This window comes from Mesorhizobium sp. M8A.F.Ca.ET.218.01.1.1 (assembly GCF_004791165.1).
Taxonomy (GTDB): domain Bacteria; phylum Pseudomonadota; class Alphaproteobacteria; order Rhizobiales; family Rhizobiaceae; genus Mesorhizobium.
The window spans coordinates 744,512-767,107 of record NZ_SRUZ01000003.1; the positions used below are offsets into that span (position 1 = coordinate 744,512).

The window sequence follows — 22,596 nt, forward strand, 5'->3', positions numbered from 1 at the left end:
GCTCTCAACAGGAGCACATGGCCTATAAAAGGCGACTCGTTTCGAGCCGTCAAGGATTCGTTTGCGTAGCTTTTGTGACCCCAACATCTTGTGTGTCACACATGTGGATAACGGGGATAGAATTGACCGCTGTGGCGGCCATTTTTCCGCCGGCAGGTATGCGCGATCCCGGTGCGTGTACGCGGACTGCGGAAATATTGTGCCGCGAACTCAAAAAGCCCGGCACGCCGGTGCGCCAGGGATCAGCCGTAATGCAGCTTCGGCTTGGGTTCAGTTCCGGTGAACTGGACGCCGAGTCGGTCGCTGCGGCGCCAGCGGACCTCGCAGCGATAGGCGACGCCGTCGAGCGGCACATAGAGAAGGAAATGATCGGGAACCCGGGCCTCGAGCGGTATTTTCAGTTCGGCGCCGCCCGCATGCTGGTTACGCACCATGCAACTCACTTCGGAATTCTGGATACCGGTGATGATCGTTCCACCCTTGAGCACGCGCGGACGATGCTCGCGCTGGGGCTCGGTGGACTCTTGCTGAAGTGGGTTTACAGGGTTCGCCATCGATGAAACGCGCCAGATTGGCCAATTTCTACCGAAGAAAAATTAGCAAACCATTCACGCGATACATCACATGGTTGTGAAATGATTACGATCCACGCACGGGGTGGAGGGCCTGCGCCCTAGGAGAACCTGCGTGGGTCGGCGCAGAAATAGGCGATGATCTGACACAGGTCCGGTTCATTGACCATGCGCACCGCTTCGCTGGAATTGACCCATTTGCGGATGCGGGAGTGCTTTTCCTTCCAGCGGTCGGCGACCTTGTCGACGTGCAGCGGATACACCAGCACCTCGCAAGGCACTTCTTCGCCCGAAGCCAGCACCTTGGCGTAGAAATAGCGGCCGGCTTCGAGGTGGGAAATGTTTCCGCGCAGTCCCGCTTCCTCGGCGGCCTCGCGCGCTGCCGCTTCGCAGAGCGGCTCCCGAGCTTCCGGCCAGCCTTTTGGAAGCACCCAGCGGCCGGTATCGCGGCTGGTGATCAGCATGACCTCGACGCCGTTCCCGGCATCGCGCCAGGGCAGGGCGGCAACCTGCAGACGACACGGCGCCGTACCAAAGAGTCGCCGGACCCTCTCAGCCAGGTGGTTGTGTGTGGTTGGCCGTGTCAACATCGGAGAAGCTAGCCCCAAGCCTCCAGAATCGTTTGCCGTCTCACGAATCTTACGGCTAATTGTGACCAATAAAAGTAAAAACTTTGGTCAAGCTGGCTGATTCCCGTCAACAGAGGTCGATTTCACAGGATATCTTGTCGGCGGATCAGTCTGCGCAAGCAAATATTATCGCCGGCGACGGCCTGATTGGGGAAAAAACGGCTTGCCGCGAATCAACCGGCGTGATCGTCGGCGATCGGCTTTTGATAGGTGAAACCCATGTCCCAGGGAAAATAGATCCAGGTGTCCTGGCTGACCTCGGTGACGAAAGTATCGACCAGCGGCCGGCCCTTGGGCTTGGCGTAGACGGTCGCGAAATGGGCCTTGGGCATCATTGCCCGCACGATGCCGGCGGTCTTGCCGGTGTCGGTCAGGTCGTCGATGATCAGCACGCCGGCGCCATCGTCGGCCAGCAAGGCCGGCGTTATCTCCTTCAGCACCTGCAATTGTCCCTGGCTGGTGTAGTCGTGATAGGAGGCGACACAGACTGTCTCGATGATGCGGATGCCGAGTTCGCGCGAGATGATCGCCGCCGGGACCAGGCCACCGCGCGTAATGCAGACGATAGCCTTCCACTGGCCTTTGCTGGTGCCGGCAAGCCGCCAGGCAAGCGCGCGGGCGTCGCGATGGAACTGGTCCCAGGAGACCGGGAAGGCTTTTTCGGGAAGGGACATTTTTCGCGCACTCCACGGCACGCGGCGGCCGCGTGCGAGAAAACAGGTGAATGCGCGCGGAATTAACTGGAAACCCTTGGGTTTGGCAAGGGAGAGCGGTCGCGATCGCTGTGGACTTATCTCGACAGGAAAGTCGCTACCTGCGCCGTGCGCAGCACCGTGCGTGTCACCCCGCCGAACAGAAGCTGGCGCAGCCAGGAGTGGCTGTAGGCGCCAAGCACCAGGAGATCGGCACCGGTCTCCGCGATCCTGTTCTGGATCATGTCGTCGACCGAACTCCCGCCCGATTTCTGCACCGAGACACTGACGGTGGCGCCGTGGCGCGACAGGGCCGACGCGATTTCGGCGCCCGCGGCCTCCGGGCTTTCGTCGAGCGTATCGGGCGGATCTATGACCAGTATGTCGGTTTTCTCGGCCTCGATGATGAAGGGCAAGGCATCGAAGGCGGCGCGGGCGGCCTCCTTGCTGCCGTTCCAGGCGAGCAGCACGCGTTTGAAGGTGGTGACGAGAGGACCGGCATGCGGCACGACCAGGACCGGCCGGCCGGCATCGTAGACCAGCGTATCGACGTCCGCGCTCGGATCGCCGCCGGTCTCGCGTTGGGCGGCGATGATGAGATCGGCGGCGCGCACGCTTGAAATGCCGGTCAGCGCGCTGTCGCCGGAGAAGCTCTCCAGGCTGCGCCATTCGAAGGAGAGGCCGGAATCCTCGACCCGCCCGAGGAAGACAGCCTGGAGCTTGTCTGCCCGCTCCCGATTCATGTCGGCGGAAACCTGCAGGAACTCCGTATCGGGAAAGCCCGTCGCCGACGTGTAGGGCACCGGGAGCGCCTCGGCATGGATGCCGATCAGATGGCTCTCGAAGCGGCTGGCAAGCGGAATGGCGCAGTCGAGCACCCGCTCGGCGTCCTGTTCATTCTGCAGAATGGCAACGATGGTCTTGAAACGCATGATGATCCCTCAATCTTGCGAGCGACCGGCCTCGCGGCAGGGAAACGTTACAGCCCCGTTCTTGGTTCCGGCCCGGCCGGATCAGTTCGCCTTGTCGGCGAAGCCAGCCACTATGGCCTCGACGTCGGCGCGCGCGGCCTCAAGCGCATCCGCGCTGCGGGCACGCACCACAAGTTCAGTCCAGAACTTGCCGTCGCCATATTTGGGGTAGGAGCCGATGATCGTATCCGGATGCGCTTTCTGGATCTCGCCCAATGGCCCGCCGACAAGGCCCTCGCCGAACGGGCAGTGCACCGTGGCCGACAGCATTTTGGTGCCGGCTCTCAGGGTCGGGACGACATTGTCGAGCATGGCCTGGAAGATCGACGGCACGCCGGCCATGACATGGACGTTGCCGATGCGGAAGCCGGGCGCCACGGACACCGGGTTGTCGATAAGGTCGGCGCCGCGCGGCATTCGCGCCATGCGCTTGCGGGCCTGCGTGTATTCGATGCCGCGCGCGGCATAGCTCGCCTCCAGCAGGGCGTAGGCCTTGGCATCGTATTCGCAAGGCACGCCGAACGCCTTGGCGATCGAATCGGCCGTGATGTCGTCATGCGTCGGACCGATGCCGCCGGTGGTGAACACATAGGTATAGCGCGCGCGCACGGCGTTCACCGCCGCGACGATCTCGTCCTCCTCGTCGGGTACGATGCGCACCTCTTTCAGGTCGATGCCGATCGCCGTCATGATATCGGCGAGGTGGCCGATGTTCTTGTCCTTGGTGCGACCGGACAGAATCTCATCGCCGATGACCAGCATGGCGGCAGTAACGATTTCAGGCATGGAAGGCTCCGGCAGACGCGTAGTCTGAATAGCGCGGCGGACAAGCGGCGGCAATGCCGCCCAAATGGCGGACGACCCGGCATACACGGATATCACCTGGATTGCAGTGGTTGGCTGGCCTGGACGGGAACAAGCCTGATTGTTCTCGGACCCGGGCTGTGAACGACCGCCTCGCCAAGTCGGTCTGTTTTGTCCATCCTTGCGGCGCCATCGCGGGCGGGTAAGGTGCGCGGCTCGGATCCGGGTGAGGAATGCTGATGTCGATTCTGCTCTGGCTGTTTGGCGCGGCGTTTCTGGCGGCGATCCTCGTGCTTGCCTCTCTGCTGCTGGCCACGCTGTGGATCGCGGCGAAAGCGGAAAGATTGGTGCCGCCGGTCGGAAAATTCGTCGAGATCGACGGCAACCGCATCCACTATGTCGATGTCGGGCAGGGACGGCCGATCGTCTTCGTGCATGGGCTTGGCGCCCAGCTGCATCATTTCCGGCACACCGTGTTTGGCCGTTTCGGTCCTGGCTACCGGCTGATCGCGCTCGACCGTCCGGGCTCGGGCTATTCGACGCGGGCAAGCGGAGCGACGGGCCGCTTGCCCGAGCAGGCCGAGATCATCAGGCGCTTCATCGAAAGCCTGCGACTGGAAAGGCCGTTGGTGGTGGGCCATTCCCTGGGCGGCGCCATCGCGTTGACCCTGGCCGTCGAACATCCCAATGCGATTTCAGGCATCGCATTGCTGGCGCCCTTGACGCATCTGGAGACAAGGACGCGCCAAGGATTTGACCTGCTGTACATTTCTTCACGCCTGTTGCGGTGGTTCATGGCCTATACCGTGGCGATACCAGCAAGCCTCAGATATGCCCGGCCGACGATGGACTTCATCTTCGCGCCGCAAGCCGTCCCTGGCGACTATATGAGCGGGGGAGGCGGATGGCTCGGCTTGAGGCCCGGCCACTACCATGCGACATCGACCGATGTCGTGGCTGTCGAGGAGGATCTCGGCCACATCGAGCGCCGCTATGGCGAGATCGCCATGCCGGCCGGCATTCTCTTCGGCGGCGCCGATCGCGTCATCGGCATGGCTGTCCATGGCGAGCCGATGCGGGAAAAGGTCGAAGGACTAGATTTCGAACCCGTCGACGGTCTCGGCCACATGCCGCAATTCGTCGAGCCGGAACGGGTTGTTGCCTTCATCAAACGCATCGCGCGACGTGCTTTTTCAGATGCGGCATCACCAAGGGTTCACGACAATTTCAATGAACCATCCGGCTGATCGCCGGGTTTACCCCGTGTCGCATCCCAAGGCGGCCAAGATACGGAGTAATTCAATGTACAGAAAACTTTTCGCAGCATCCGTCCTGACGATCGGTCTCGCCACATCGGCGATGGCCAAGTCGTCGGACGCTACCTATCCCAACCATCACAATTGGTGGCTGTTCGGCAATGATGATTCCTCTGCCGTCGACCAGAGCACCACCGGCAGCATCAACGGCGATGGTTCCGGATTGAATACCCTTGGCAATCCTGGCCCGGCCGGACCTTGTGCCTCAAACACTCCAGGCCCCGATGCCAATGCTCAGCGCAACATCAACGATCAGTACTGCGGCAAATAGCCAGCCGCGGGCTTGTCGCCCGCCGCCGGACGCCATCTTTCCTGGCGTCGGCGGCTGGCGCCTGGCTGGACATCAATCCGAGATTTCGGTCTGAGGCCGGTCGCGGCCGTCGGCAAGTTCCTCATGCCATTTGCCCTCGGCGTCCTCATACTGGATGCCATCGGTGGAACCCGCCACTTGTTGTTCGGCCGAAGCGATCTCGGCGGCGCGCAACGCATCCTGACGGGTGGGAAATGTCTCCGAGAAGGTCGCGCCGACCTTGTAGGCCCAGCCACCGTCATGCTCGACGATCTTGTAAGTCAGCTTCGCCATCAAAACCTCCAGTTAAAGGTCCGCCTGCTCAATGCAACCGGTCGTCTGGCAGCCGGTCGTCGGGCACCAGCACTTCCGATTCCTTGGCGGCCTCGATCAGTGCCCGGCGCGCTTCCGCCGTCGAACGATATCCTTCCAGCACTTTGAGGCAAGTGTCGAGGGCATCTCGATGACGAGGTCCGCGATTGAGCGGCCACACAGTCATCAGGCACTCCGCCGCCTCCTGGGTCGAGCGGATATGGCGATATTTGCCGACATGGCCAAGCTCGACCACGACGGGCGTCTCAAAAGGCTTGTTGTCCATCATGGCCGCAACGCAAAGCAGCCAATTTGGTTGCAAAAATGGCCTTCGGCCTGCGCCCAAAGGTCGCGTCAAGTCCGTGACGCGCTTTGGATCTCGGCGTGACGCAAGCGTTGCCCCGGACCGGATCCGCCCTCGGATCAGCCCCGGGGCATGCCTCTGGGTGCCATGTATTGGCGTCTCAGTAGCCGCAGTCGTTGCGCAGCCAGCGCGCATTCGCCCAGCCGGTCCCGCCGCGGCCGCGCCCGCCGCAGCCTGACCCAGCGCAACATTTTGCAGCCAGAATTGAAGCAGGCCGTTGGCGAACCGTCCGGGATCACAAGCGGCAGCACGCCGGTACCGGGAGAATGGCCGATCAGCCCGCCGCCTTCATCCAATGTTCCATCGTCGTCACCGAGCGGGCGAGCTGCGGCGCCGGATGGATCTTTTCGCTGAAGGTGGCGGCCGCACGCCATCCCCACCGCGGATCCGCGAGGAAGGCGCGTGCCAGAGCCACCATATCGGCGCGGCCTTCGGCTATAACAGCCTCGGCCTGTTTCGGGTCATCGATCAGTCCGACCGCACGGGTCGGAATGCCGGCGCCCTTGCGCACGGCTTCCGCCAGATGCACCTGATAGCCCGGCCCGGTGGGCAATTTCTGCAACGGCGAATTGCCGCCGCTCGAGCAGCAGAGATAGGCGATGCCTTCGGCCTTCAGCGCTTTCGCCACTTCGATCGCGTCCTCGACGTCAAAGCCGCCATCGACCCAGTCCTTCACCGACAGCCGTGCGCCGAGCATCAACTTTGGCACCGCTTTCTTCACCGCCCTGGCGATCTCGACGACAAGACGCATCCGGTTTTCCAGCGAGCCGCCCCAGCGATCAGTGCGCTGGTTGGACAGCGGCGACAGGAACTGGAAGATCAGATAGCCATGCGCCGCATGCAGTTCGATGAAGTCGAAGCCGGCACGTTCGGCCCGCCTGGCGGCTTCCGCGAACCGCTCGATGAGCTGCAGGATTTCCTCGTCCTCCAGCGCGTGCGGCACGTTCCAGCCGTTGTCGTAGGCGATGGCCGAGGCCGAGACGGTCTGCCAGGGATCCTCGTTTGGCTGCAATGGGCCGCCACCTTCCCAAGGCTTGCGGTTCGAGGCCTTGCGGCCGGCATGCGCCAGCTGCGTGCCGAACTTCGTGCCGGGCGCGGCCACGCGCCGGGCCGCGTCCAACGCGCGGCGCGCGGCTGCTTCATTGTCCTCGGAATAGAGACCGAGGCAGCCATGGCTGATGCGTCCGCGCCGCTCGACATCGGTCATCTCCACCGTGACCATGCCGGCGCCGGACATGGCCAGGTTCATCCAGTGGTAGAGATGCCAGTCGCTGGCCGAGCCGTCCTCGGCGGAATACTGGCACATCGGCGCCACGGCGATGCGATTGGGGAAGGTGAGCCCATCGAGCGTGATCGGCTGGAAAAGCGATGTCGACATGAAAAAAACTCCGGGAAGGGGAATGCGCTATCTAGGCAATGGCATCGTTCCATACCACACACGAGACGGTGAAGCGCGCTGGACCAATCGCTAGCCCGATTGCGCCTATACCGGTTCGCGGCTACGCCTGCGTCCGCCAGCAAGCATTGAGGTGTCAGATGGAAGACCGCATTCGTATCCGCTCGGAAGAGGTTCTCTCCGACGACTGGGCGGTCCTGAAGAAGACCGTGCTCGACTATCGCCGGCGTGACGGGCAATGGGAGACGCAGGTCCGCCAGACCTATGATCGCGGCGACGGCGCGGTGATCCTGCCCTACGACCCCCAGCGTTCGACCGTGCTTCTGGTGCGCCAGTTCCGTTACCCCGCCTATGTCACCGGCCACCGCGAGCCGCTGATCGAGGCCTGTGCCGGGCTGCTGGACGAAAACGATCCGGAGACGGCCATTCGCAAGGAAGCCGAGGAAGAACTGGGTTACCGGTTGAACAAGATCGAGCGGCTGTTTTCGCCCTATATGAGCCCGGGCAGCGTCACCGAGCGGCTCTGGTTCTTCGTCGCCCGCTATTCGCCTGCCGACCGCATTTCGGCCGGCGGCGGCGCTCCGGAGGAGGGCGAGGACATCGAGGTCCTGGAAATGCCGCTCGACGAAGCGCTGGCCGGCATCGCCGACGGCCGCATTGTCGATGCCAAGACCATCATCCTGATCCAGCATCTGAAGCTGAACCCGATCTCGGCTTGATCAGAGACCGCGGGATACCAATTCAGCCGGCGTGATCCAACAATCGGGTGGTGGCCGCCTCACGATGATGTTCGGAATTGACGCGATCGATGCCTTCCACGGTGATGGCGAACGTGCCGTTTTCCGTTCTGGCTATCCAGCCCTTCGCTTTTAGATACCAGAGGTGAAACTCGAGGTGCTCACGCGGACAGCCTGACATTCGTTCGAGCTCATCGTCGCCAATGCCAGGATTATTGACGTCCTGTCGGCGTTTTACATAAAGCAGTGAGAGCACCTTGGCTTGAAAGACGGAATCTCGATCGAGGTTCTTCGTGTTGCTCGCCTCGTCGGTCAGTCCGGCCCGCAGGTCCAAATGGGCCTTGTACTGAATATCGTATTGCGCACGCTTGACCGGATCCTTGAGCGTGTTGTGGGCCTCGAGAATATCGCTGAAGCGCGATTCATCACCGGTGACCTGGTTGTCGGGATGGTAGCGCATGGCAAAATGACGAAAAATGCGTTCTATCGTTTCCGAATTGGCATTCGGACTGATTTCCAGCATTTCGTAGAAGTCGACGAACATACCAGGCCTTCCCGTACCGTGTCTGTTCGGCTCTCCCCGCCACAGTTTCGGGCAAGCCTGGCGACGATTATAGAGCCGAATATTTCACGATTTGCTAATGTAAAGAACGTACAAAGGACAACAACGGAACTTCAGCAAAAACGTAAGACCTTTGCGTCCTGCACCGCAGACTTTAGTCTGATAGCGTTTCGCTCGTTAGAGGCAGCTTACCATGACCGACAAACCTTCTGAACCGCCAATTGAGCGTCGAAGTCACTTGAGAGAAGTGGTTTTGAAGGATGCGTTCATAATCACGCAGGATGGCGAAATAGGCTGCGCCGTCAGAAATCAGCATGAGCACGGCGCCGAGTTGCGTGTCGCCGCGGGGGTTGAAGTGCCAGCTAGCTTCCGGCTGCGCGTGCCGTTGGACGGTGCGACTTATCGAGCGGAAGTGCGGTGGAGAAAAGGCGAGCGACTGGGCATCCAAATCCACGGCAATTTCTCGCTGAAGGTCAGATGATAGGGGAGCCGGCCTGATATTCAGGGGCGCGCCTGCCAAGGGAGCGCAGTTCGATATTCAATGTGGTGCGGACGACGGGAATCGAACCCGTACGATCAGAGATCGAGGGATTTTAAGTCCCTTGCGTCTACCAATTCCGCCACGTCCGCCTGCTGCGATTACAAGCACTTAAGCGAGGTCCGGTCCAGCCACTTACTTTCACTTGGCACCGGATTGGCACCGACGGCCAGTTTACTGTTCCGCGCCTGTTCTCATCGCAGCTTCTATCGCCGCTGCCGCGCCTTCGTCTGATCTCTTGAACAAGTGCGCGTAGACCGACAGCGTGACGACGGGTGACGCATGCCCCAGACGGCGGCTAATTGCAACCACGTCGAGCCCGCCAGCGATGAGGGCGGAGGCGTGGGTGTGTCTCAAGTCATGGAAACGCACCTTGGGAAGCTCGATGGTAGCTGGCGCGCCTTCCGCGGCTGGCTTCCTCAAGCGGTCGATAGTATCGCGCCAGGCTCCCGAAACGCGAGACGGCGCTATTGCTTCGCCATCCGGGGTGCAGAAGACCAGCGCATCCTTGCCGAGCTTCCCGCCAGGATGGCGCGTTCGGGCTTTTCAGGCTGCGCGAAAAAGAACCAGTGGTACCAGTCGCGGGCGAATGTCCAATCGGCGCGTTCCAGATGCTCCAGCACCGGCAGTCCGTCTACCGTGATCAGCTTCCGCACCCTGTCGGGATGATCCATCGCCATCCTGAATGCGACCAGACTGCCACGGTCATGCCCGGCAACGACGAAGGTCTGGTACCCTAACCGTTCCATCATCTCCACCAAGGCCTTCGCCTTCGCTCGTTTGGACGAGTATCGGCTCGCCGGGTCATCCTTCGGTTGGTAAGAGCGCCCGAAGCCCGGAAGGTCAGGGCACAGGACGTTGAAATCGGCCACCAGCAGATTCGCGACTTGGCCCCACGTCATATGAGAGCGAGGATGGCCGTGGAGGAGCAGCAGCGGCGGACCAGATCCGCCATGCCTCACCCGTATCGGCCCACTCTTCGTTCCGATCGTTTCGAGCACGAAGTTCTCGAACATCCGCATATCCTTGGAAGGCAGCCGGGTTTCCAGTTAGGGAACTCGCCGCGTCCAAAATGGTTCAGACCGCTCGCGCAGTGGAACTCCCTGTAGTGCGGCAGATGCCATCCGAACGCGCCGACCCAGTGCTTGGCTGGCGGCGCAACAATCCTTCATCCTCGAAGGCGCCCCAGCGCACCTATGATCCGAGAGTTGCTGCCGGGGTTAGTGGCCATTCGGCGAACAATGGATGCGTACCCATCCGCTGCCTCCTCTTGCGGCTTCCACCGCCCGCTTGCCGCCAGGCAGAGCCTTTACAACTGCGGCACGGGCATCGCGGCAAAGGCCGGCGATCGCCATTGATGAGGCGCTATTGAGCGTGAAGAGATGCTTCGCCATAGGTTCACTGCCTCACCCGTTCGATCAGAGGCATACTAGTGCGGCTTGTCTGCACAGACGCTACAGCTGCGAGCGCAGTCTGCTCGACAACCAATCCGTCACCTTTTCAGTCCACGGCCGCGCTTGCCACTCTTCAAGACTGATCTGCCTCGACCGCCCAAGGTCCTGGTTGAACAGATCGATCTGAGTCTGTGCGAAATCCTTGCCGTAAATGTTCAGATTGGCCTCGTCGTTGAGACGCAGTGACCGCTCGTCCAGGTTGGCCGAGCCGAAGCTGGCCCACACATCATCCACGATTAATAGCTTGGGGTGATACATTGTCGGTTGAAACTCGTGGATGCGCACCCCGGCTTTGAGCAACTCGCCCCAGAAATAGCGCGAGCCTTTTCGCACGATAGGGACATCCGTCAGCGAGTTGGGCACGATGACGTCGACCGCGACCCCTCTTTTCCTGGCGTCCAAGATTTGCAGGATCGCAATGTCGTCCGGAACGAAATAGGCCATTCCGATCCGCAGGTGATCCTTGGCGGCAGCCATGGCGGCCAACATCATCAACTCCATGTCTTCCGAACCATTCGGCTGGGAAGCCAGGATCAATTGAGCGCTGAGTGATCCTGCGGGTTCAGAAGGCGGGTAGAATTTTTCTCCCTGCAAAGTTTCGCCTGCCGCCTCGAGCCAGTTCTCGGCGAACGCCGCCTGGAAGGCGGATACGGCGGGTCCTTCTACCTGATAGTGGGTGTCTCGCCACTCGTTCGGGTTGCGTGCGTCTCCCAGCCAGTTGTCGGCGATCCCGACGCCTCCGGTAAATGCGATCTTCCCGTCGACTATGAGCAGCTTGCGGTGGGTTCGATTGTTCACCCGATCCATCGTATACCAATGGACGGGTCGATAACGCTGAAACCGCACTCCGGCGCTGGTCATGACGTGGATCAAGTCTTCGTCGAAGGGCAGGCTGCCGACCCAGTCGACAAGCACGCGAACCTCGACGCCATCTCGCGCCTTCGCAGCCAAGGCCATGGCGAAGTCGTAGCCCACTGTTCCCGACCAGTAGATGTAGGTTTCCATATCGATGCTGGAATGAGCAGCATGGATCGCTCGCAGCATCGCGGGAAAGATCTCGTCGCCATTGACCAGGGTCTGTACGGCGTTTGCATCGAACATCTGTCCGTTTGAATAGCTGCTCATGCTCCTTGCGAATGCGGGATCCTCGGCATCGAAAACGTGTGGGACGATGGTGCGCAGCGCCCGTGGATTCGGCATCAGGTTAATCGCCGCCAGCGTGACCAGACCCGCAGTGATGGCAACCGCAAGATATTTGAGTTTATCGAGCCAGCGACCAAGCTTTGTCCGGGCGGCGACCGCCTTTCTGATAGCAGATCGCGTTCCAAAGATGCTCGGCCGCACGTCTCTCGCCATGTTCAAACGGTGAATTCGCCCGACAAGAACTCTCGATTGGGATGAGGGTTCCCGGATGGAATGGGCCGGGTTGGCTCCGGTCCGCGTGGTATCGCTCGGCGATTGAAGTGGAACGCCGAGACCCTCCCGGAGTTGTAGCAAATCACCCTGTTCCGAAGGACAACTGATGACCCACGATCAAGAGCAAGATAGCGACCTGACCCCGGTCCAGGCCACGGACCGGATTTGGGAGCTCGCCAGAGATATCGACATCTGCATGTTTGTGACGTGGGACGGGGAATACAATCGCGCCCGTCCTCTCTCGGCGCGCGTCAGGAGGGAAGAGGGCGCCATCTATTTCCTCGTCAATGACGACAGCGCCAAGAACAAGCAGTTGGCGAAATATCCCAAGGTAACGTTGGCCTGGAGCGACAGCAGCCACTACAAATACGTTACGATCTCGGGGTCGGCCGCAGTGACAAACGACAGAGGCAAAATCGCGGAGCTCTGGGAAAAGACCGACAAGGCCTGGTGGGAAAGCGCCAGCGATCCTGAAATTAGGCTTATCAAGGTCACGCCGGACGAAGGCGAATTGTGGGACAGCCCAGGGCTTGTCATGGCCACCGCGAAAATGGTTTTCGCCGCAGTTTCCGGGGCCAAGCCCGATGTCGGCGACAATGCCAAGGTGCAACTCTGAAAGTTCCGGTGAGGCTTGTTGCGGAAGTCGGAAGCGGCCTTGCCTCTGATGAGTCGTCGACTTTGTAGCGCGACGTTCGAGATCGATGACAATGGGAAACAATCAAGTGAGGAGCGCCATTACCAAGATCGGTACGGTGACGTCGCGACCGTACGCCTTTCTGGTGTTTTTTGCGTACACCGGACTTTGGCTGGTTTTCGAACGCAGCAGTCTCGACTGGCATGGTGTGGCGACGCTGGCGACCTGGGCGATGACGCTGTTCATACAGCGCGCCGAGCATCGGGACACTCAAGCCTTGCATGCTAAGCTCGACGAGCTGCTGCGCGCCTCTGCGAAGGCGGACAGCACGACAGCCAAGATCGACGACAAGGAACCCGAAGAGATCGAAGCCGAGCGAAAGCGGCGACAGAATGACCGCTGACATTGATCGGTGCGGAACGTTCAGCCCATCGATGCGGCGATGCCGAAAATCGCCGCTGCTACAACTACGACCGCGGCGATGACAAGTAACGGCCAATTCCGGCGCGGGCGCGGCGCGCTTTCCACCGGTCGCATTGCATTGGCAAAGGTAGCCTGGTTGTTGAAATCCGGCTCGCGCAAGGGAGCCGCAGCAGCGATACCCGGTGTGTCGGCGGCTTCCGCATCTGTTTCTAAGGGCGCTGCCGCGGGGTCGAAGCCGGGCGTCTTGTCATGCGTTTTGCCTGCCTGGACATCGCCTCGATCTTCGGATGGCGTTCTTCTGGTCGGGAACATGATGATACCTCCTGCCGCCGAACTTCTCCCCGGCATCATGGTTCCAATAGCCCCTTGTGAGCCAGCCACCTCAGCTTAAGGCGGAAGGCTACGTGCCGAGAAAGAGGGCGCCGACGAGGAACAAACCGGCAGCCTGGTGGTTGGATTGCAGCGTGCCTGGCACGCCCAATGGAGCAGGAGAGAGAGATGGCAGAAAGAAAAGGCTTGGAAGACCTGTTTTACGACGGCCTGAAGGACATTTACTACGCTGAGCGCAAGATACTCGCCGCCCTCAAAAAGATGGCAAAGGGCGCGGAGTCCGCCGAACTGACCGCCGCTTTCGAGAAGCATCGGGATGAAACCGAGGCCCAGGTTGAACGCCTGCAGCAGGTCTTCGACATTTTCGGCAAGCGACCCCAAGGCAAGGTCTGCCCCGCGATCGACGGCATTCTTGAGGAAGGGCAGGAGATCCTGGAGGAGTTCGAGAATGCGCCGGCCCTCGATGCCGGGCTCACAGCCGCAGCGCAGGCCGTCGAACACTACGAGATCGCCCGCTATGGGACCTTGGTGACCTGGGCGGGCCTGCTTGGCCTGAAGGATGCGGTTCCGCTTTTGGAGCAGACGCTCAAGGAAGAGAAGGCGACGGATGAAGCGCTGACGAAGCTCGGTGATGCGGGCGTCAATCAAAGGGCCCTGCAAGAAGCGGCCTGATTGGCTCGATCGAGGAACGCTACATGACTATCCATGAAGACGCGCGACCCGAGCGGGGCGCACGTGAGGAGGCAATGCCGTCGGGCCAGGGCCCGAGCCAACGGCAGCTGTTGTTCGAGCCCAACATTTCCATCAACGGCCTGATCAACGAGGGCACGGTGCCCTTCTTCCTTGGGCGCCTCCAAGACGTGCGCGATAGTGGCCAGGACATGCTGATGGAACTGAACACCAATGGCGGCGATGCCGACGCGGCGCGACGCATAGCTCATGAGATCCGGCTCTTTCGTCGCCACAGCGGCCGCAATGCTTATTGCGTCGGCAAGACGAATGTCTACTCGGCTGGCGTGACTGTGTTTGCCGCTTTCCCGAAGCCGTGCCGCTTCCTTACCGAGGACGCGGTTCTGCTTGTGCATGAACGGCGCATGGAGACGAACATAACCCTTAACGGCCCGATGAAGTCTTGCATCCAGATCATTCGCGAGCAGCTGGCTTTGCTCGAGACAGCGGAGCAATTGGAGAAGGAGGGCTTCACCGAACTCGTCGCCGGAAGCACGCTCAGCCCCGATGAGCTTTATCGGCGGGCGACCAAAAACTGTTACATCCACGCCAGGGAGGCTCTCGAGTTGGGGATCGTGGCCGGCGTGCTACGCTAGCGGGCCTTGGTAACGGCCGACACGCAGAATGCTGCCGCTTCGACGGTGGAACCTCCGTTCGCATAGGAAGTTTCGATAGGCCAATTCAAGGAGTCCCGTGATGCCCTCAGACAAGGTCCCAGCCGCTCCGGTCCCCGGGTCTCGCTCGGCGGTAAGGCAGAGCCGCCATCCCACGCCGTCTCCGGCAACGGAGAAAGTCTCCGGCGCTGGGCCGGCCATTTCAGAGCATTCGAAAGACGCCAAGGCGCCGAAATCGGGTCGTCAGCCCGGCGCCTACGTCAAGGATCGGACATGAACGCGGCGAACCTCCAACTCGAAGGCCTAATGATGGCGGTCGCGGCAATCAACAACGCGCTCGTCCATCGCGGCATGTTGTCGGTCGATGACATCGATGTGGCTTTGCGCAAGGCCGAAGCCTCCGTAACCAGCGATGAGCGCGTTTACGAAGATATGTCACCCGCCAACCGGGACGCGATCTGTTTTCCGCTGCGGCTTTTGTTGTTGGCCAATCGGGGGCAGTACGAAGCCGGAGTCCCGTCATTCGGCGAGTTGGCCCGGCAGGTAGGCAAGACCAAGACGCTTTACAACGACCAGATGTAGCAGGAGGATCGCATGCAAATCGTGGCTACCACTGTCGACCATGCCGGCACTCCGGTGGTGGAGTTCCAGGGCGAGGGAGGCGAACAGATCGCAGTGACCCTGGACGCCCCGACGACCCTGTCCGACGGCGAGTTGATTGCGAGGGCCAAGGTCATGCTGCTCCATGCGGCCCAATTCGAGGACGGCGCCCCAAACGGACCCTCCGAGCCCAACAACCGGGAGGCGTCCCTGTACACCCTCGAATACCAGGAAAAGGGCCGGATCCGCGCGGTAACCGGCTTGTCGTTTCCAAGCGTTCAGGCAGCTGCTGAGGAATGCAAACGCTCCGCCGAGGACCTGTGGCAAGACGCACTGTCACGGGGCGAAGCGCCGCTCGGATGGGCCGTGCGTGCGCGCGACGAACATGGCACGGTGGTGGCGACGGTCGACTTCGCTGACCTGCAGCGGGAGGCTGCCGCCGTCGATCCACGAAAAACCAGCAAGTCCGGCCCTGATGAGCCCTTCAGCTGATCGCTGACGGCCTGCACAGATCCGGCCGTGCGCGGATACGGCGGAAAAGTCCCAATGCGACTGCCCTCTTGGCCTACACTTGCTGTGGCGGTTCTGGCGGCCACGGGGCTCGCTTCGGCCACTTTGTGGTATCTGACCGAAGTTCAGGCGCCGTATTCGCCTGATGATCCGTTGTTTTCTGAGGCCGGCGATGCAGCGCGCGGCCAGCTTGTCTTCGCTGCGGGTGGCTGCGCTTCCTGTCATACAACTCCCGGGCAACCCGATGATTTGAAACTCGGAGGCGGCTTGGCGCTCGCCTCGCCCTTTGGCACATTTCGGCCGCCCAATATCTCCCCCGATCCAGTGGACGGCATTGGGGCGTGGACGGTCGCGGATCTTGCGAACGCGTTGATCGGCGGCGTCTCGCCTTCGCGGGAGCATTATTATCCGGTATTTCCCTATACGAGTTTTACCGGGATGAAGGTGGGGGATGTAAAAGATCTGTACGTCTATTTACGGACCCTCCCCAAAGTGGCCGGGCGCGCGCCGCCGCACCGCCCGAAGCTTCTTTTCCGCATCCGCCGGTCCGTCGGGCTATGGAAGCTGATGTTTTTTCGCCAAGGACAGAACGCCAGCCACCTCACTGGAGATCCCGTGCATGACCGGGGTGCCTACCTGGTTGAAACGGTCTCTCATTGCGCCGAATGTCATTCCGCGCGCAACGTTTTCGGTGCGATCAAACCGGATACGCGGTTTGCGGGCGGTGTCGACCCGCAAGGAACCGGCTTCGTTCCCAACATCACCCAGGCAAGACTGCGCGAATGGACCGAGGATGACATCGCCACCATGCTCGAAACCGGCGAGACGCCCAATCACGGCCGGGTTGGATCGTCCATGGCCGACGTCGTGAAGAACACCGCCATGTTGCCCGACAGCGACCGTCGGGCGATCGCACGCTACATCAAAGCCCTGTCGGCCGTAGCCACGCCGCATCCGTAAGGCCCCACCGTCGCGGGTCGATCTGCTTTCCGGTCTACGACTACCAGGATCCGCCAGGCCGGCGCGCCGGGTAGGTGTCATTGAGCGTAAAGATACGCGGCCAGGTCGCGGGCTTCTCGCTCCGAGATTCCTGTTACGGGCATTGCCGTTCGGGGAGAGAAGGTTTTCGGCGAGACGATCCAGGCGACGAGATTGTCGGGACGGTTTTCCAGCACGCCGGCAATGTATACGCGCTTCGATAGTTCTGTCAGCGGCGCGCCGGTCTGGCCGTCGGCACCTTCTATGCCGGGGATGGTGTGGCAACCCGAGCAACCGTAGCGACGGAAAATCTCTGGAGCATGGTCGGCATTGCCGCCGGTCATCATCCTGGCGGTGGCCGCCTTGGTGTTGTTGTCGCGCACGACATTCGTCGCGACAAGCGCGGCCGACGCAGCAAGAACGGTCACGGCGATGAAGCCGACCGGGCCGGAGATAAAGGCAGGATGGTCAGGCATTTTGCATCCCCCTGTCGCCTGAGCCACGGATCCAGAGCGCCAGCATGACCATTGCCACACCCGCATAGATGGTGCCGGCCGGCACCCACATGATCATGCCCGCCAGTTGCTGGTCTTCCAGGGGTGTCAGTCCCCACGCCATGGCCGTCTGCGTCTGCGCGACGTAGAGCACGCGCGGCGCCAACGCCATCAACGCCCCGAGCACGCTGGTGTGGATCATGGTCACGAACAGATGCCACGCGGCGACCCCATGGTCGCTTCTCCAGACCATCGCCCACCAGAACAGTATCGCCGTGGCGAGGAAGCTGAGATGCTGGAAACGGTGCAGGGTCGCATCTGTCACGGCCGTGTCGAACAGGATCGGCACATGCCACGCCCAGATGGCCACGCCGTGAAGGATCGTCGCATTCGCCGCGCTCGTGCACCAATCCCATGGCCGTCGCAGCAGGGGCGAGCGCATTGCCGCAGCAGCCATGTGGCGCGTGCGCCTGGGCAATCCCCATAGCAGGATTCCGGCCGGCCGCGCGAAGACGATCAGCGGAGCCGAGACGGCCATGACGACCTCATGCTCGATCATGTGGAAGGTGAAAAGATGTTCCCCCAGCCAGTGCAGTGGGGACATCAGCGAGCCGGCGAGCGTCAGCAAGCCGCCGGCATAAAGCAGCGCACTGATCAGCGTGGCGCCGGGCCGTCTGGTTCGCCACGCCAGCCTTGTCACGCCCAGTCCAAACAGTATAGCGAGGACCGCGAGCGGCATGACGATCCATGGATCGAACGTCCAGGACCCTCCAGCACCATGCGTCTCGTCGCCATGCGCCATGGCCGGAGTGGCGACCATGAACAGGATTGACGTGCGGATCAGCGTTGGCATGGGTCCAGCACCATTGCGGCCGTCCCCTGCAGGGCCAGCGCGAACAAAAAGGCGAGCGCGATAAGGAAGCCGGTATCGACGACGAATCGCCCGGTTTTTCCCAGTCCCTGCAATCCAACTCGCGACACGACGATGCCTGCGATCGCGAAGACGATCAGAAGGCCGCAGAAGATCGCGGTCCAAGAGACATTCTGCCGGCAATCCAAATAGGGCGTGACCTGCCCAAGCTGGGTGCTGAGCCCCCAGGCCGCGAGGGGAAGCAGAAGTCCGATGTGTCTTAGCCAGGTTTTGGTCAAAGCCGTGGGACCCAATAAAGGCAGGCATACATCGGCAACCACGTCGCGACCACGAAGTTCCAGTACATCGCATTGTCGTTGACGTCACCGAAGCGGCGCGGATTGTCGGCGTGTCGTGAAAACATCAGGCAGGTCAGCACCAGGGTCTCGACCAGATCGGTCAGGATATGCGTGGTGTGGAGGCCGAGCATGACCCACACGATCGAGCCGTAGGCATTCTGGTCCCATTTGATGTGCATTGCGGGGAATTCGAAAGCGCGCAAGATAAGCGGCACAATGCCGACGAGCGACATGACAATCAGCCCGATGCGAACCTTGCGAAGATCCTGTTGGCGTGCCCAGCGGTTGACGAGGATGTTGGGCAGCACGCTCAGAACCAGGAACACCGTAAGCGTCGTCCCCGCCACCAGGTCAGGCGGTGCGGCATCGAGAGGCCACTGCGGCGCCAGACTCATCAGATAGAGATAGACTACGATCGCCAAGGCAAAGCCGGTGCCTTCGATCAGCATGAAGGCCAGGGTCCCCCACCAACTCTGGCTCGCCGTGCCGAGGCCATGCGGAGGAAGGTGGGCGAGATCGATGACGACTTTGTCCTTCATGCTTCATCCTCCGGCACGCCTTTCGGCCAGAACCAGCCAATGAGCGTGATCGCCAGCGGTATCGAGCCCCATACGACGGCCCATGGGCTGAAGATCGACCAGATCAGCATCAGCGTGCTTGCCAGCGCCGCCCATAGCGGCCAGATGGAGTCTCCGGGCGATGCCTCACGCGCTTCCGGCGATGCGTGAACGACGCTGCTGGTCAGCAGTTCCCGGCGGTCGACCCGCAGTCCGCTGGCGACCGGCACAGCTTCGATGTCATCGGACAAGGGATCGAGGCGATCCACTACCGGCAGCCGCGCGAAATTGTAGGGGGGCGGTGGCGACGAGGTTGCCCATTCCAGCGTCCTGGCGCCCCAAGGATTGGCTGGCGCCAAGGATCCTGATCTGGCGCTGCGTATGGCGTCGACGAAAAACAGCAGGAAACCCAATGCGAGGATGACGGCGCTGAGGCTGATGAACAGGTTCAAACCGGACCAGGGCATCTCCGGCTGGTAGGTGTAGATGCGGCGCGGCATGCCTTGCAGGCCAAGAATGTGCATGGGGAAAAAAGTCAGGTTGAACCCCGTGAAGATCAGGCCGAATATCCAGCGGCCAAGCGTCTCGCTCATCATTCGCCCGGTGAACTTCGGAAACCAGTAATAGACCGCGCCCAGCAACGGAAACACCGCGCCGCCGACCAGCACATAGTGGAAATGGGCGACGACGAAATAGGTGTCGTGAACCTGCGTGTCGAAGGGAACGGAGGCCACCATCACCCCGGTCAGGCCGCCGATGACGAATATGACCATGAAGCCGATGACGAACAGGAACGGCGTCTTGAACACGGGCCGGCCGGCCCACATCGTTGCCAGCCAGCAGAAGATCTGCAGCCCCGCCGGAACGGCGATGGCCATGCTTGAAGCGGTGAAGAAACTCTCCCCGAGGCGCGGCAGCCCAGCGACGAACATGTGATGAACCCATAGCCCGAACGCCAGGACGCCGGTGGCGATCAGGGCCATGACCATGCCCAGGTAACCGAACACGGGCCGCCTCGTGAATGTCGCCACGATCGTCGAAACCATCCCCACCGCCGGCAGGAAGATGATGTAGACCTCCGGGTGGCCGAAGAACCAGAACAGGTGCTGCCACAACAGCACGTCGCCACCTTCGGCGGGGTTGAAGAAATGCGTACCTACCAGGCGATCCAGGATAAGGGAGGAGCTGGCGACCATGATCGCTGGCATCGCCATGATGACGAGAAACGACGTGACCAGCATCGACCAGACAAACAGCGGAATCCTGTCGAGTGACATGCCCGGGGCGCGTTGCTTGAAGACGGTGACGACGATTTCGACGGCCACGGCGAGTGCCGATACCTCGGTGAAGGTGATCATCTGCGCCCAGATATCGGCCCGCTTTCCGGCGCCGTACTCCGGGCCGGCGAGGGGTACATAGGCGAACCACCCGACATCGGGACCGGTGTCGACAGCGAAAGCGATCCAGAGCAGTAGCCCGCCAGCGAGATACACCCAGTAGGAGAACGCGTTGAGCCTGGGGAAGGCGATGTTGCGCGTTCCCACCATCAACGGCACTAGATAGATCGCCATTGCCTGCATGACGGGCACGGCAAAGAGGAACATCATGTTCGTGCCGTGCATCGTGAAGATCTGATTGTAGCGATCCGGGCCGATGAAGCGGGCTTCGGGTTGCGCGAGTTGCAGCCGTATCAACAGCGACAGCACCCCACCCAGGGCCAGGAAGACGAAGGCCGTGGTGACGTAGCGCCGGCCGATGATCTTGTGATCGACCGTGGACAGCGCGCCCCACAGCCCGGACGGCGTCGACCAGATCGCCGTGAGGCGACGGTGGAGTTCGGACCCTTCCATTGAACTGTCACGCAGCCCGTCGCCATCCTGCGTCATTTAAGGCTCTCCATATAGGCGGAGATATTTCGCAGCTCGATGCTCGTCAGCGGAACCATCGGCATGTTGTTTCCGGGTTTGAGCGTCTGCGGATCGGCTATCCAGGCCGCCAGCGAGCCGCGGGTGGTTTCCAGCAGCCCGGCGGCGATCGTCCGCCGGCCGCCAACATGCGTGAGGTCAGGCCCGGTCGTGCCGCCGGCAGGCGTGCCGCGGACCGTGTGGCAGGCAGCACAGGGTTTTGCCATGAACGACGCCTGCCCGGCGGCTATGTCGGGATCGGCCGACCCGGCAGCGTCCAGGCGTTGGGTTGCGGCCCAGCCTTCAAAGGCGGCCTGCGTTTCGGCGATGACCAGGATGGCCATGTGGCTGTGCTGGAGGCCGCAGAACTCCGCACATTGCCCGCGATAGACGCCCGGCTTTTCAGCCCTGAGCAGTAGGCTGTTGGTCCGACCGGGGACAAGGTCCTGCTTGCCCGCGAGGCTCGGCACCCAGAAGGAGTGAATCACGTCGGGGCTTTCGAGCCGGAGCCGCACATCCCTGCCGACGGGTATGTGGATTTCATTGGCGGTCTGAAAGCCAGGGCCTGCCGGGGAATCGGCATAAAAGACCTGCCACCACCATTGCTGTCCTCGCACGGTGATGGTCAGGGCGGTGCTGTCGGGAAGACCGATGTTGCGCGTGGTGTAGAAGCTGGCGATGGTCATCCCGGCGATGATGACAACGGTCGCGGCGATCGCCGCCGATACCGCCACGGTCAGCGGCTTTTCGGATCCGGTCGCTTGGCTCGCAACGCTGCGGCGTGCACGCACGAGCGCCAGCACAAGCATCATCATGACAAGGATCCAGATGACCGTGCATACCGCGACGATGCCGACGATGAGGTGCTCGACATGGATGGCCGGTGCGCCCTTGGCGCCGAGCGCCGACTGATAGCCGCCGCAGCCCGACGCGAGGACAAGGACGGATAGCGGGAGGGCGCGGTGCGTCTTCAAGGTGTCGGCCCCTGATCCGGGTGAACGCCCGCCGGCCCTTCGTCGAAGAGTATCTTCGCCGGCCCGCGATTCTCGGCCGGGCGGGTCTGCCTGTCGTCGTTGCGGCTCGGCGCGGCCACCTTCGGCTTGTAGGACCCGATCGTCTGCACATACCCGGCAAGCTGCCAGATCTGTTCCGAGGTCATCCGGTCGCGAAAGGCTGGCATGCCATGCGGGCGGCCGTCCCGAATGGAGGCGACGATCGAGACCATTTCGGGGCCGTAAAGCCACCAGCCATCGAGGAAGGAGGGACCGACGCCGCCGCGGCCGTCGCCATGGCAGGAGCCGCAACCGAACCACGCATAAAGCCGCTTGCCCTGGCTGAGGTTCCAGGCGTCGGATTCATAAGGTTTGCCGATTGCGAAATAGCTTTCGGGAGGCGATCCGCTGATGCCGTTTGGCATCAGCTTGATGCGGTCGAGATTGGCCGAGAGGGGTGGGTCGAGGCGAAGCTCTCTCGGCTGCCGGAACCATCCCAGGATCGCCCCGGAAGCGGCAAGGAATAGAACTCCCGCCAGCGCGAACACTGCCTTCGAAGAGCTGGAAACC

The 22,596-nt window shown here is 61.7% G+C and carries 30 protein-coding genes, 1 tRNA gene and 1 pseudogene; 11 read left to right on the top strand and 21 right to left on the bottom strand.

What is annotated here, in order from left to right; genetic code table 11:
• Positions 1-242: 242 nt before the first annotated feature.
• From EN861_RS14860 to EN861_RS14880, 5 genes are all read right to left on the bottom strand, one after another.
• Positions 243-554, bottom strand: coding sequence for a PilZ domain-containing protein (locus EN861_RS14860; protein ID WP_127276099.1), 312 nt, complete (start codon positions 552-554; stop codon positions 243-245).
• A gap of 119 nt (positions 555-673) precedes the next feature.
• Positions 674-1,162 carry an NUDIX hydrolase gene (locus tag EN861_RS14865; protein ID WP_127869515.1) on the bottom strand — a complete coding sequence of 163 codons (489 nt, stop codon included), beginning with the start codon at positions 1,160-1,162 and terminating at the stop codon, positions 674-676.
• A 212-nt stretch (positions 1,163-1,374) separates the two neighbouring features.
• On the bottom strand, positions 1,375-1,875 hold the full coding sequence (gene gpt, locus EN861_RS14870; protein WP_127280162.1) for a xanthine phosphoribosyltransferase: 501 nt from the start codon (positions 1,873-1,875) through the stop codon (positions 1,375-1,377).
• A gap of 116 nt (positions 1,876-1,991) precedes the next feature.
• On the bottom strand, positions 1,992-2,825 hold the full coding sequence (locus EN861_RS14875) for a universal stress protein (RefSeq protein WP_127280163.1): 834 nt from the start codon (positions 2,823-2,825) through the stop codon (positions 1,992-1,994).
• An 81-nt stretch (positions 2,826-2,906) separates the two neighbouring features.
• A complete protein-coding gene (locus EN861_RS14880; RefSeq protein ID WP_127280164.1) occupies positions 2,907-3,650 on the bottom strand; it encodes a competence/damage-inducible protein A in 744 nt (247 codons plus the stop codon).
• Between the two features lie 257 nt (positions 3,651-3,907).
• Here EN861_RS14880 and EN861_RS14885 point away from each other — a divergent pair, with 257 nt between their 5' ends.
• Complete coding sequence (locus tag EN861_RS14885; RefSeq protein ID WP_245464480.1) at positions 3,908-4,915, top strand: alpha/beta hydrolase; 1,008 nt, start codon at positions 3,908-3,910, stop codon at positions 4,913-4,915.
• Positions 4,899-5,255: a hypothetical protein gene (locus EN861_RS14890; protein WP_245512032.1), complete on the top strand. Its 357-nt coding sequence runs from the start codon at positions 4,899-4,901 to the stop codon at positions 5,253-5,255. Before EN861_RS14885 ends, EN861_RS14890 begins: the two co-directional genes overlap by 17 nt.
• Positions 5,256-5,327: 72 nt before the next feature.
• Here EN861_RS14890 and EN861_RS14895 read toward each other — a convergent pair whose 3' ends face one another.
• From EN861_RS14895 to EN861_RS14905, 3 genes are all read right to left on the bottom strand, one after another.
• Complete coding sequence (locus EN861_RS14895) at positions 5,328-5,567, bottom strand: DUF2188 domain-containing protein (protein WP_127280166.1); 240 nt, start codon at positions 5,565-5,567, stop codon at positions 5,328-5,330.
• 28 nt (positions 5,568-5,595) lie between these two features.
• Positions 5,596-5,874: a DUF982 domain-containing protein gene (locus EN861_RS14900; RefSeq protein ID WP_127280167.1), complete on the bottom strand. Its 279-nt coding sequence runs from the start codon at positions 5,872-5,874 to the stop codon at positions 5,596-5,598.
• 349 nt (positions 5,875-6,223) lie between these two features.
• Positions 6,224-7,327 carry an NADH:flavin oxidoreductase/NADH oxidase gene (locus tag EN861_RS14905; RefSeq protein ID WP_135864183.1) on the bottom strand — a complete coding sequence of 368 codons (1,104 nt, stop codon included), beginning with the start codon at positions 7,325-7,327 and terminating at the stop codon, positions 6,224-6,226.
• Positions 7,328-7,485: 158 nt separating this feature from the next.
• Between EN861_RS14905 and EN861_RS14910 the strand changes: the two genes are divergently transcribed.
• The gene (locus EN861_RS14910) at positions 7,486-8,064 is read left to right on the top strand and encodes an NUDIX domain-containing protein (RefSeq protein ID WP_127280344.1); all 579 of its coding nucleotides are present in this window, start codon (positions 7,486-7,488) and stop codon (positions 8,062-8,064) included.
• Between the two features lie 22 nt (positions 8,065-8,086).
• Here EN861_RS14910 and EN861_RS14915 read toward each other — a convergent pair whose 3' ends face one another.
• Positions 8,087-8,626 (bottom strand): J domain-containing protein, encoded by a 540-nt coding sequence (locus EN861_RS14915; protein ID WP_127280345.1) that lies wholly within the window; start codon positions 8,624-8,626, stop codon positions 8,087-8,089.
• 211 nt (positions 8,627-8,837) lie between these two features.
• Between EN861_RS14915 and EN861_RS14920 the strand changes: the two genes are divergently transcribed.
• On the top strand, positions 8,838-9,125 hold the full coding sequence (locus EN861_RS14920) for a PilZ domain-containing protein (RefSeq protein WP_127280346.1): 288 nt from the start codon (positions 8,838-8,840) through the stop codon (positions 9,123-9,125).
• 63 nt (positions 9,126-9,188) lie between these two features.
• Here the strand turns inward: EN861_RS14920 and EN861_RS14925 are convergent.
• From EN861_RS14925 to EN861_RS14940, 4 genes and pseudogenes are all read right to left on the bottom strand, one after another.
• Positions 9,189-9,274, bottom strand: a tRNA-Leu gene (locus EN861_RS14925).
• Between the two features lie 82 nt (positions 9,275-9,356).
• A complete protein-coding gene (locus tag EN861_RS14930; protein WP_127280347.1) occupies positions 9,357-9,683 on the bottom strand; it encodes a tyrosine-type recombinase/integrase in 327 nt (108 codons plus the stop codon).
• Positions 9,656-10,198 (bottom strand): annotated as a pseudogene (locus EN861_RS14935) (alpha/beta fold hydrolase); the annotation flags it as partial. The gene EN861_RS14930 and the pseudogene EN861_RS14935, both read right to left, overlap by 28 nt.
• A gap of 438 nt (positions 10,199-10,636) precedes the next feature.
• Complete coding sequence (locus EN861_RS14940) at positions 10,637-11,980, bottom strand: phospholipase D-like domain-containing protein (protein WP_245512033.1); 1,344 nt, start codon at positions 11,978-11,980, stop codon at positions 10,637-10,639.
• A 178-nt stretch (positions 11,981-12,158) separates the two neighbouring features.
• Here EN861_RS14940 and EN861_RS14945 point away from each other — a divergent pair, with 178 nt between their 5' ends.
• Positions 12,159-12,668, top strand: a complete 510-nt coding sequence (locus tag EN861_RS14945) for a pyridoxamine 5'-phosphate oxidase family protein (RefSeq protein ID WP_127280084.1) — start codon at positions 12,159-12,161, stop codon at positions 12,666-12,668.
• 85 nt (positions 12,669-12,753) lie between these two features.
• Positions 12,754-13,089 (top strand): low affinity iron permease family protein, encoded by a 336-nt coding sequence (locus EN861_RS14950; protein ID WP_335930830.1) that lies wholly within the window; start codon positions 12,754-12,756, stop codon positions 13,087-13,089.
• 20 nt (positions 13,090-13,109) lie between these two features.
• Here EN861_RS14950 and EN861_RS14955 read toward each other — a convergent pair whose 3' ends face one another.
• The gene (locus tag EN861_RS14955; RefSeq protein WP_127280082.1) at positions 13,110-13,421 is read right to left on the bottom strand and encodes a hypothetical protein; all 312 of its coding nucleotides are present in this window, start codon (positions 13,419-13,421) and stop codon (positions 13,110-13,112) included.
• A gap of 186 nt (positions 13,422-13,607) precedes the next feature.
• On the opposite strand from EN861_RS14955, the gene EN861_RS14960 reads away from it, so the two are divergent.
• From EN861_RS14960 to EN861_RS14985, 5 genes are all read left to right on the top strand, one after another.
• The gene (locus EN861_RS14960; RefSeq protein ID WP_189343634.1) at positions 13,608-14,111 is read left to right on the top strand and encodes a ferritin-like domain-containing protein; all 504 of its coding nucleotides are present in this window, start codon (positions 13,608-13,610) and stop codon (positions 14,109-14,111) included.
• Between the two features lie 110 nt (positions 14,112-14,221).
• Positions 14,222-14,764: an ATP-dependent Clp protease proteolytic subunit gene (locus tag EN861_RS14965; RefSeq protein WP_189343635.1), complete on the top strand. Its 543-nt coding sequence runs from the start codon at positions 14,222-14,224 to the stop codon at positions 14,762-14,764.
• A 291-nt stretch (positions 14,765-15,055) separates the two neighbouring features.
• Entirely contained in the window at positions 15,056-15,364 is a 309-nt protein-coding gene (locus EN861_RS14975) for a hypothetical protein (protein ID WP_135864186.1), read from the top strand.
• Positions 15,365-15,376: 12 nt separating this feature from the next.
• Positions 15,377-15,874, top strand: a complete 498-nt coding sequence (locus EN861_RS14980; protein ID WP_127280078.1) for a hypothetical protein — start codon at positions 15,377-15,379, stop codon at positions 15,872-15,874.
• Positions 15,875-15,928: 54 nt separating this feature from the next.
• Positions 15,929-16,852, top strand: a complete 924-nt coding sequence (locus EN861_RS14985) for a cytochrome c (RefSeq protein ID WP_135864188.1) — start codon at positions 15,929-15,931, stop codon at positions 16,850-16,852.
• Between the two features lie 77 nt (positions 16,853-16,929).
• On the opposite strand, the gene EN861_RS14990 is transcribed toward EN861_RS14985, so the two are convergent.
• From EN861_RS14990 to EN861_RS15020, 7 genes are read right to left on the bottom strand one after another with little or no spacing between them, the layout of a single operon-like run.
• The gene (locus EN861_RS14990) at positions 16,930-17,346 is read right to left on the bottom strand and encodes a c-type cytochrome (protein WP_127279974.1); all 417 of its coding nucleotides are present in this window, start codon (positions 17,344-17,346) and stop codon (positions 16,930-16,932) included.
• Positions 17,339-18,217 carry a cytochrome c oxidase assembly protein gene (locus tag EN861_RS14995; RefSeq protein ID WP_127279973.1) on the bottom strand — a complete coding sequence of 293 codons (879 nt, stop codon included), beginning with the start codon at positions 18,215-18,217 and terminating at the stop codon, positions 17,339-17,341. Before EN861_RS14995 ends, EN861_RS14990 begins: the two co-directional genes overlap by 8 nt.
• Positions 18,205-18,513: a hypothetical protein gene (locus EN861_RS15000; RefSeq protein ID WP_127279972.1), complete on the bottom strand. Its 309-nt coding sequence runs from the start codon at positions 18,511-18,513 to the stop codon at positions 18,205-18,207. The genes EN861_RS14995 and EN861_RS15000 overlap by 13 nt, the downstream gene beginning before the upstream one ends.
• On the bottom strand, positions 18,510-19,112 hold the full coding sequence (locus EN861_RS15005) for a cytochrome c oxidase subunit 3 (protein ID WP_127279971.1): 603 nt from the start codon (positions 19,110-19,112) through the stop codon (positions 18,510-18,512). The genes EN861_RS15000 and EN861_RS15005 overlap by 4 nt, the downstream gene beginning before the upstream one ends.
• On the bottom strand, positions 19,109-20,980 hold the full coding sequence (gene ctaD / locus EN861_RS15010; protein WP_245464465.1) for a cytochrome c oxidase subunit I: 1,872 nt from the start codon (positions 20,978-20,980) through the stop codon (positions 19,109-19,111). Before ctaD ends, EN861_RS15005 begins: the two co-directional genes overlap by 4 nt.
• A gap of 32 nt (positions 20,981-21,012) precedes the next feature.
• Positions 21,013-22,008 carry a cytochrome c oxidase subunit II gene (gene coxB, locus EN861_RS15015; RefSeq protein WP_135864190.1) on the bottom strand — a complete coding sequence of 332 codons (996 nt, stop codon included), beginning with the start codon at positions 22,006-22,008 and terminating at the stop codon, positions 21,013-21,015.
• On the bottom strand, positions 22,005-22,565 hold the full coding sequence (locus EN861_RS15020; RefSeq protein WP_135864299.1) for a cytochrome c: 561 nt from the start codon (positions 22,563-22,565) through the stop codon (positions 22,005-22,007). The genes coxB and EN861_RS15020 overlap by 4 nt, the downstream gene beginning before the upstream one ends.
• Positions 22,566-22,596 lie beyond the last annotated feature (31 nt).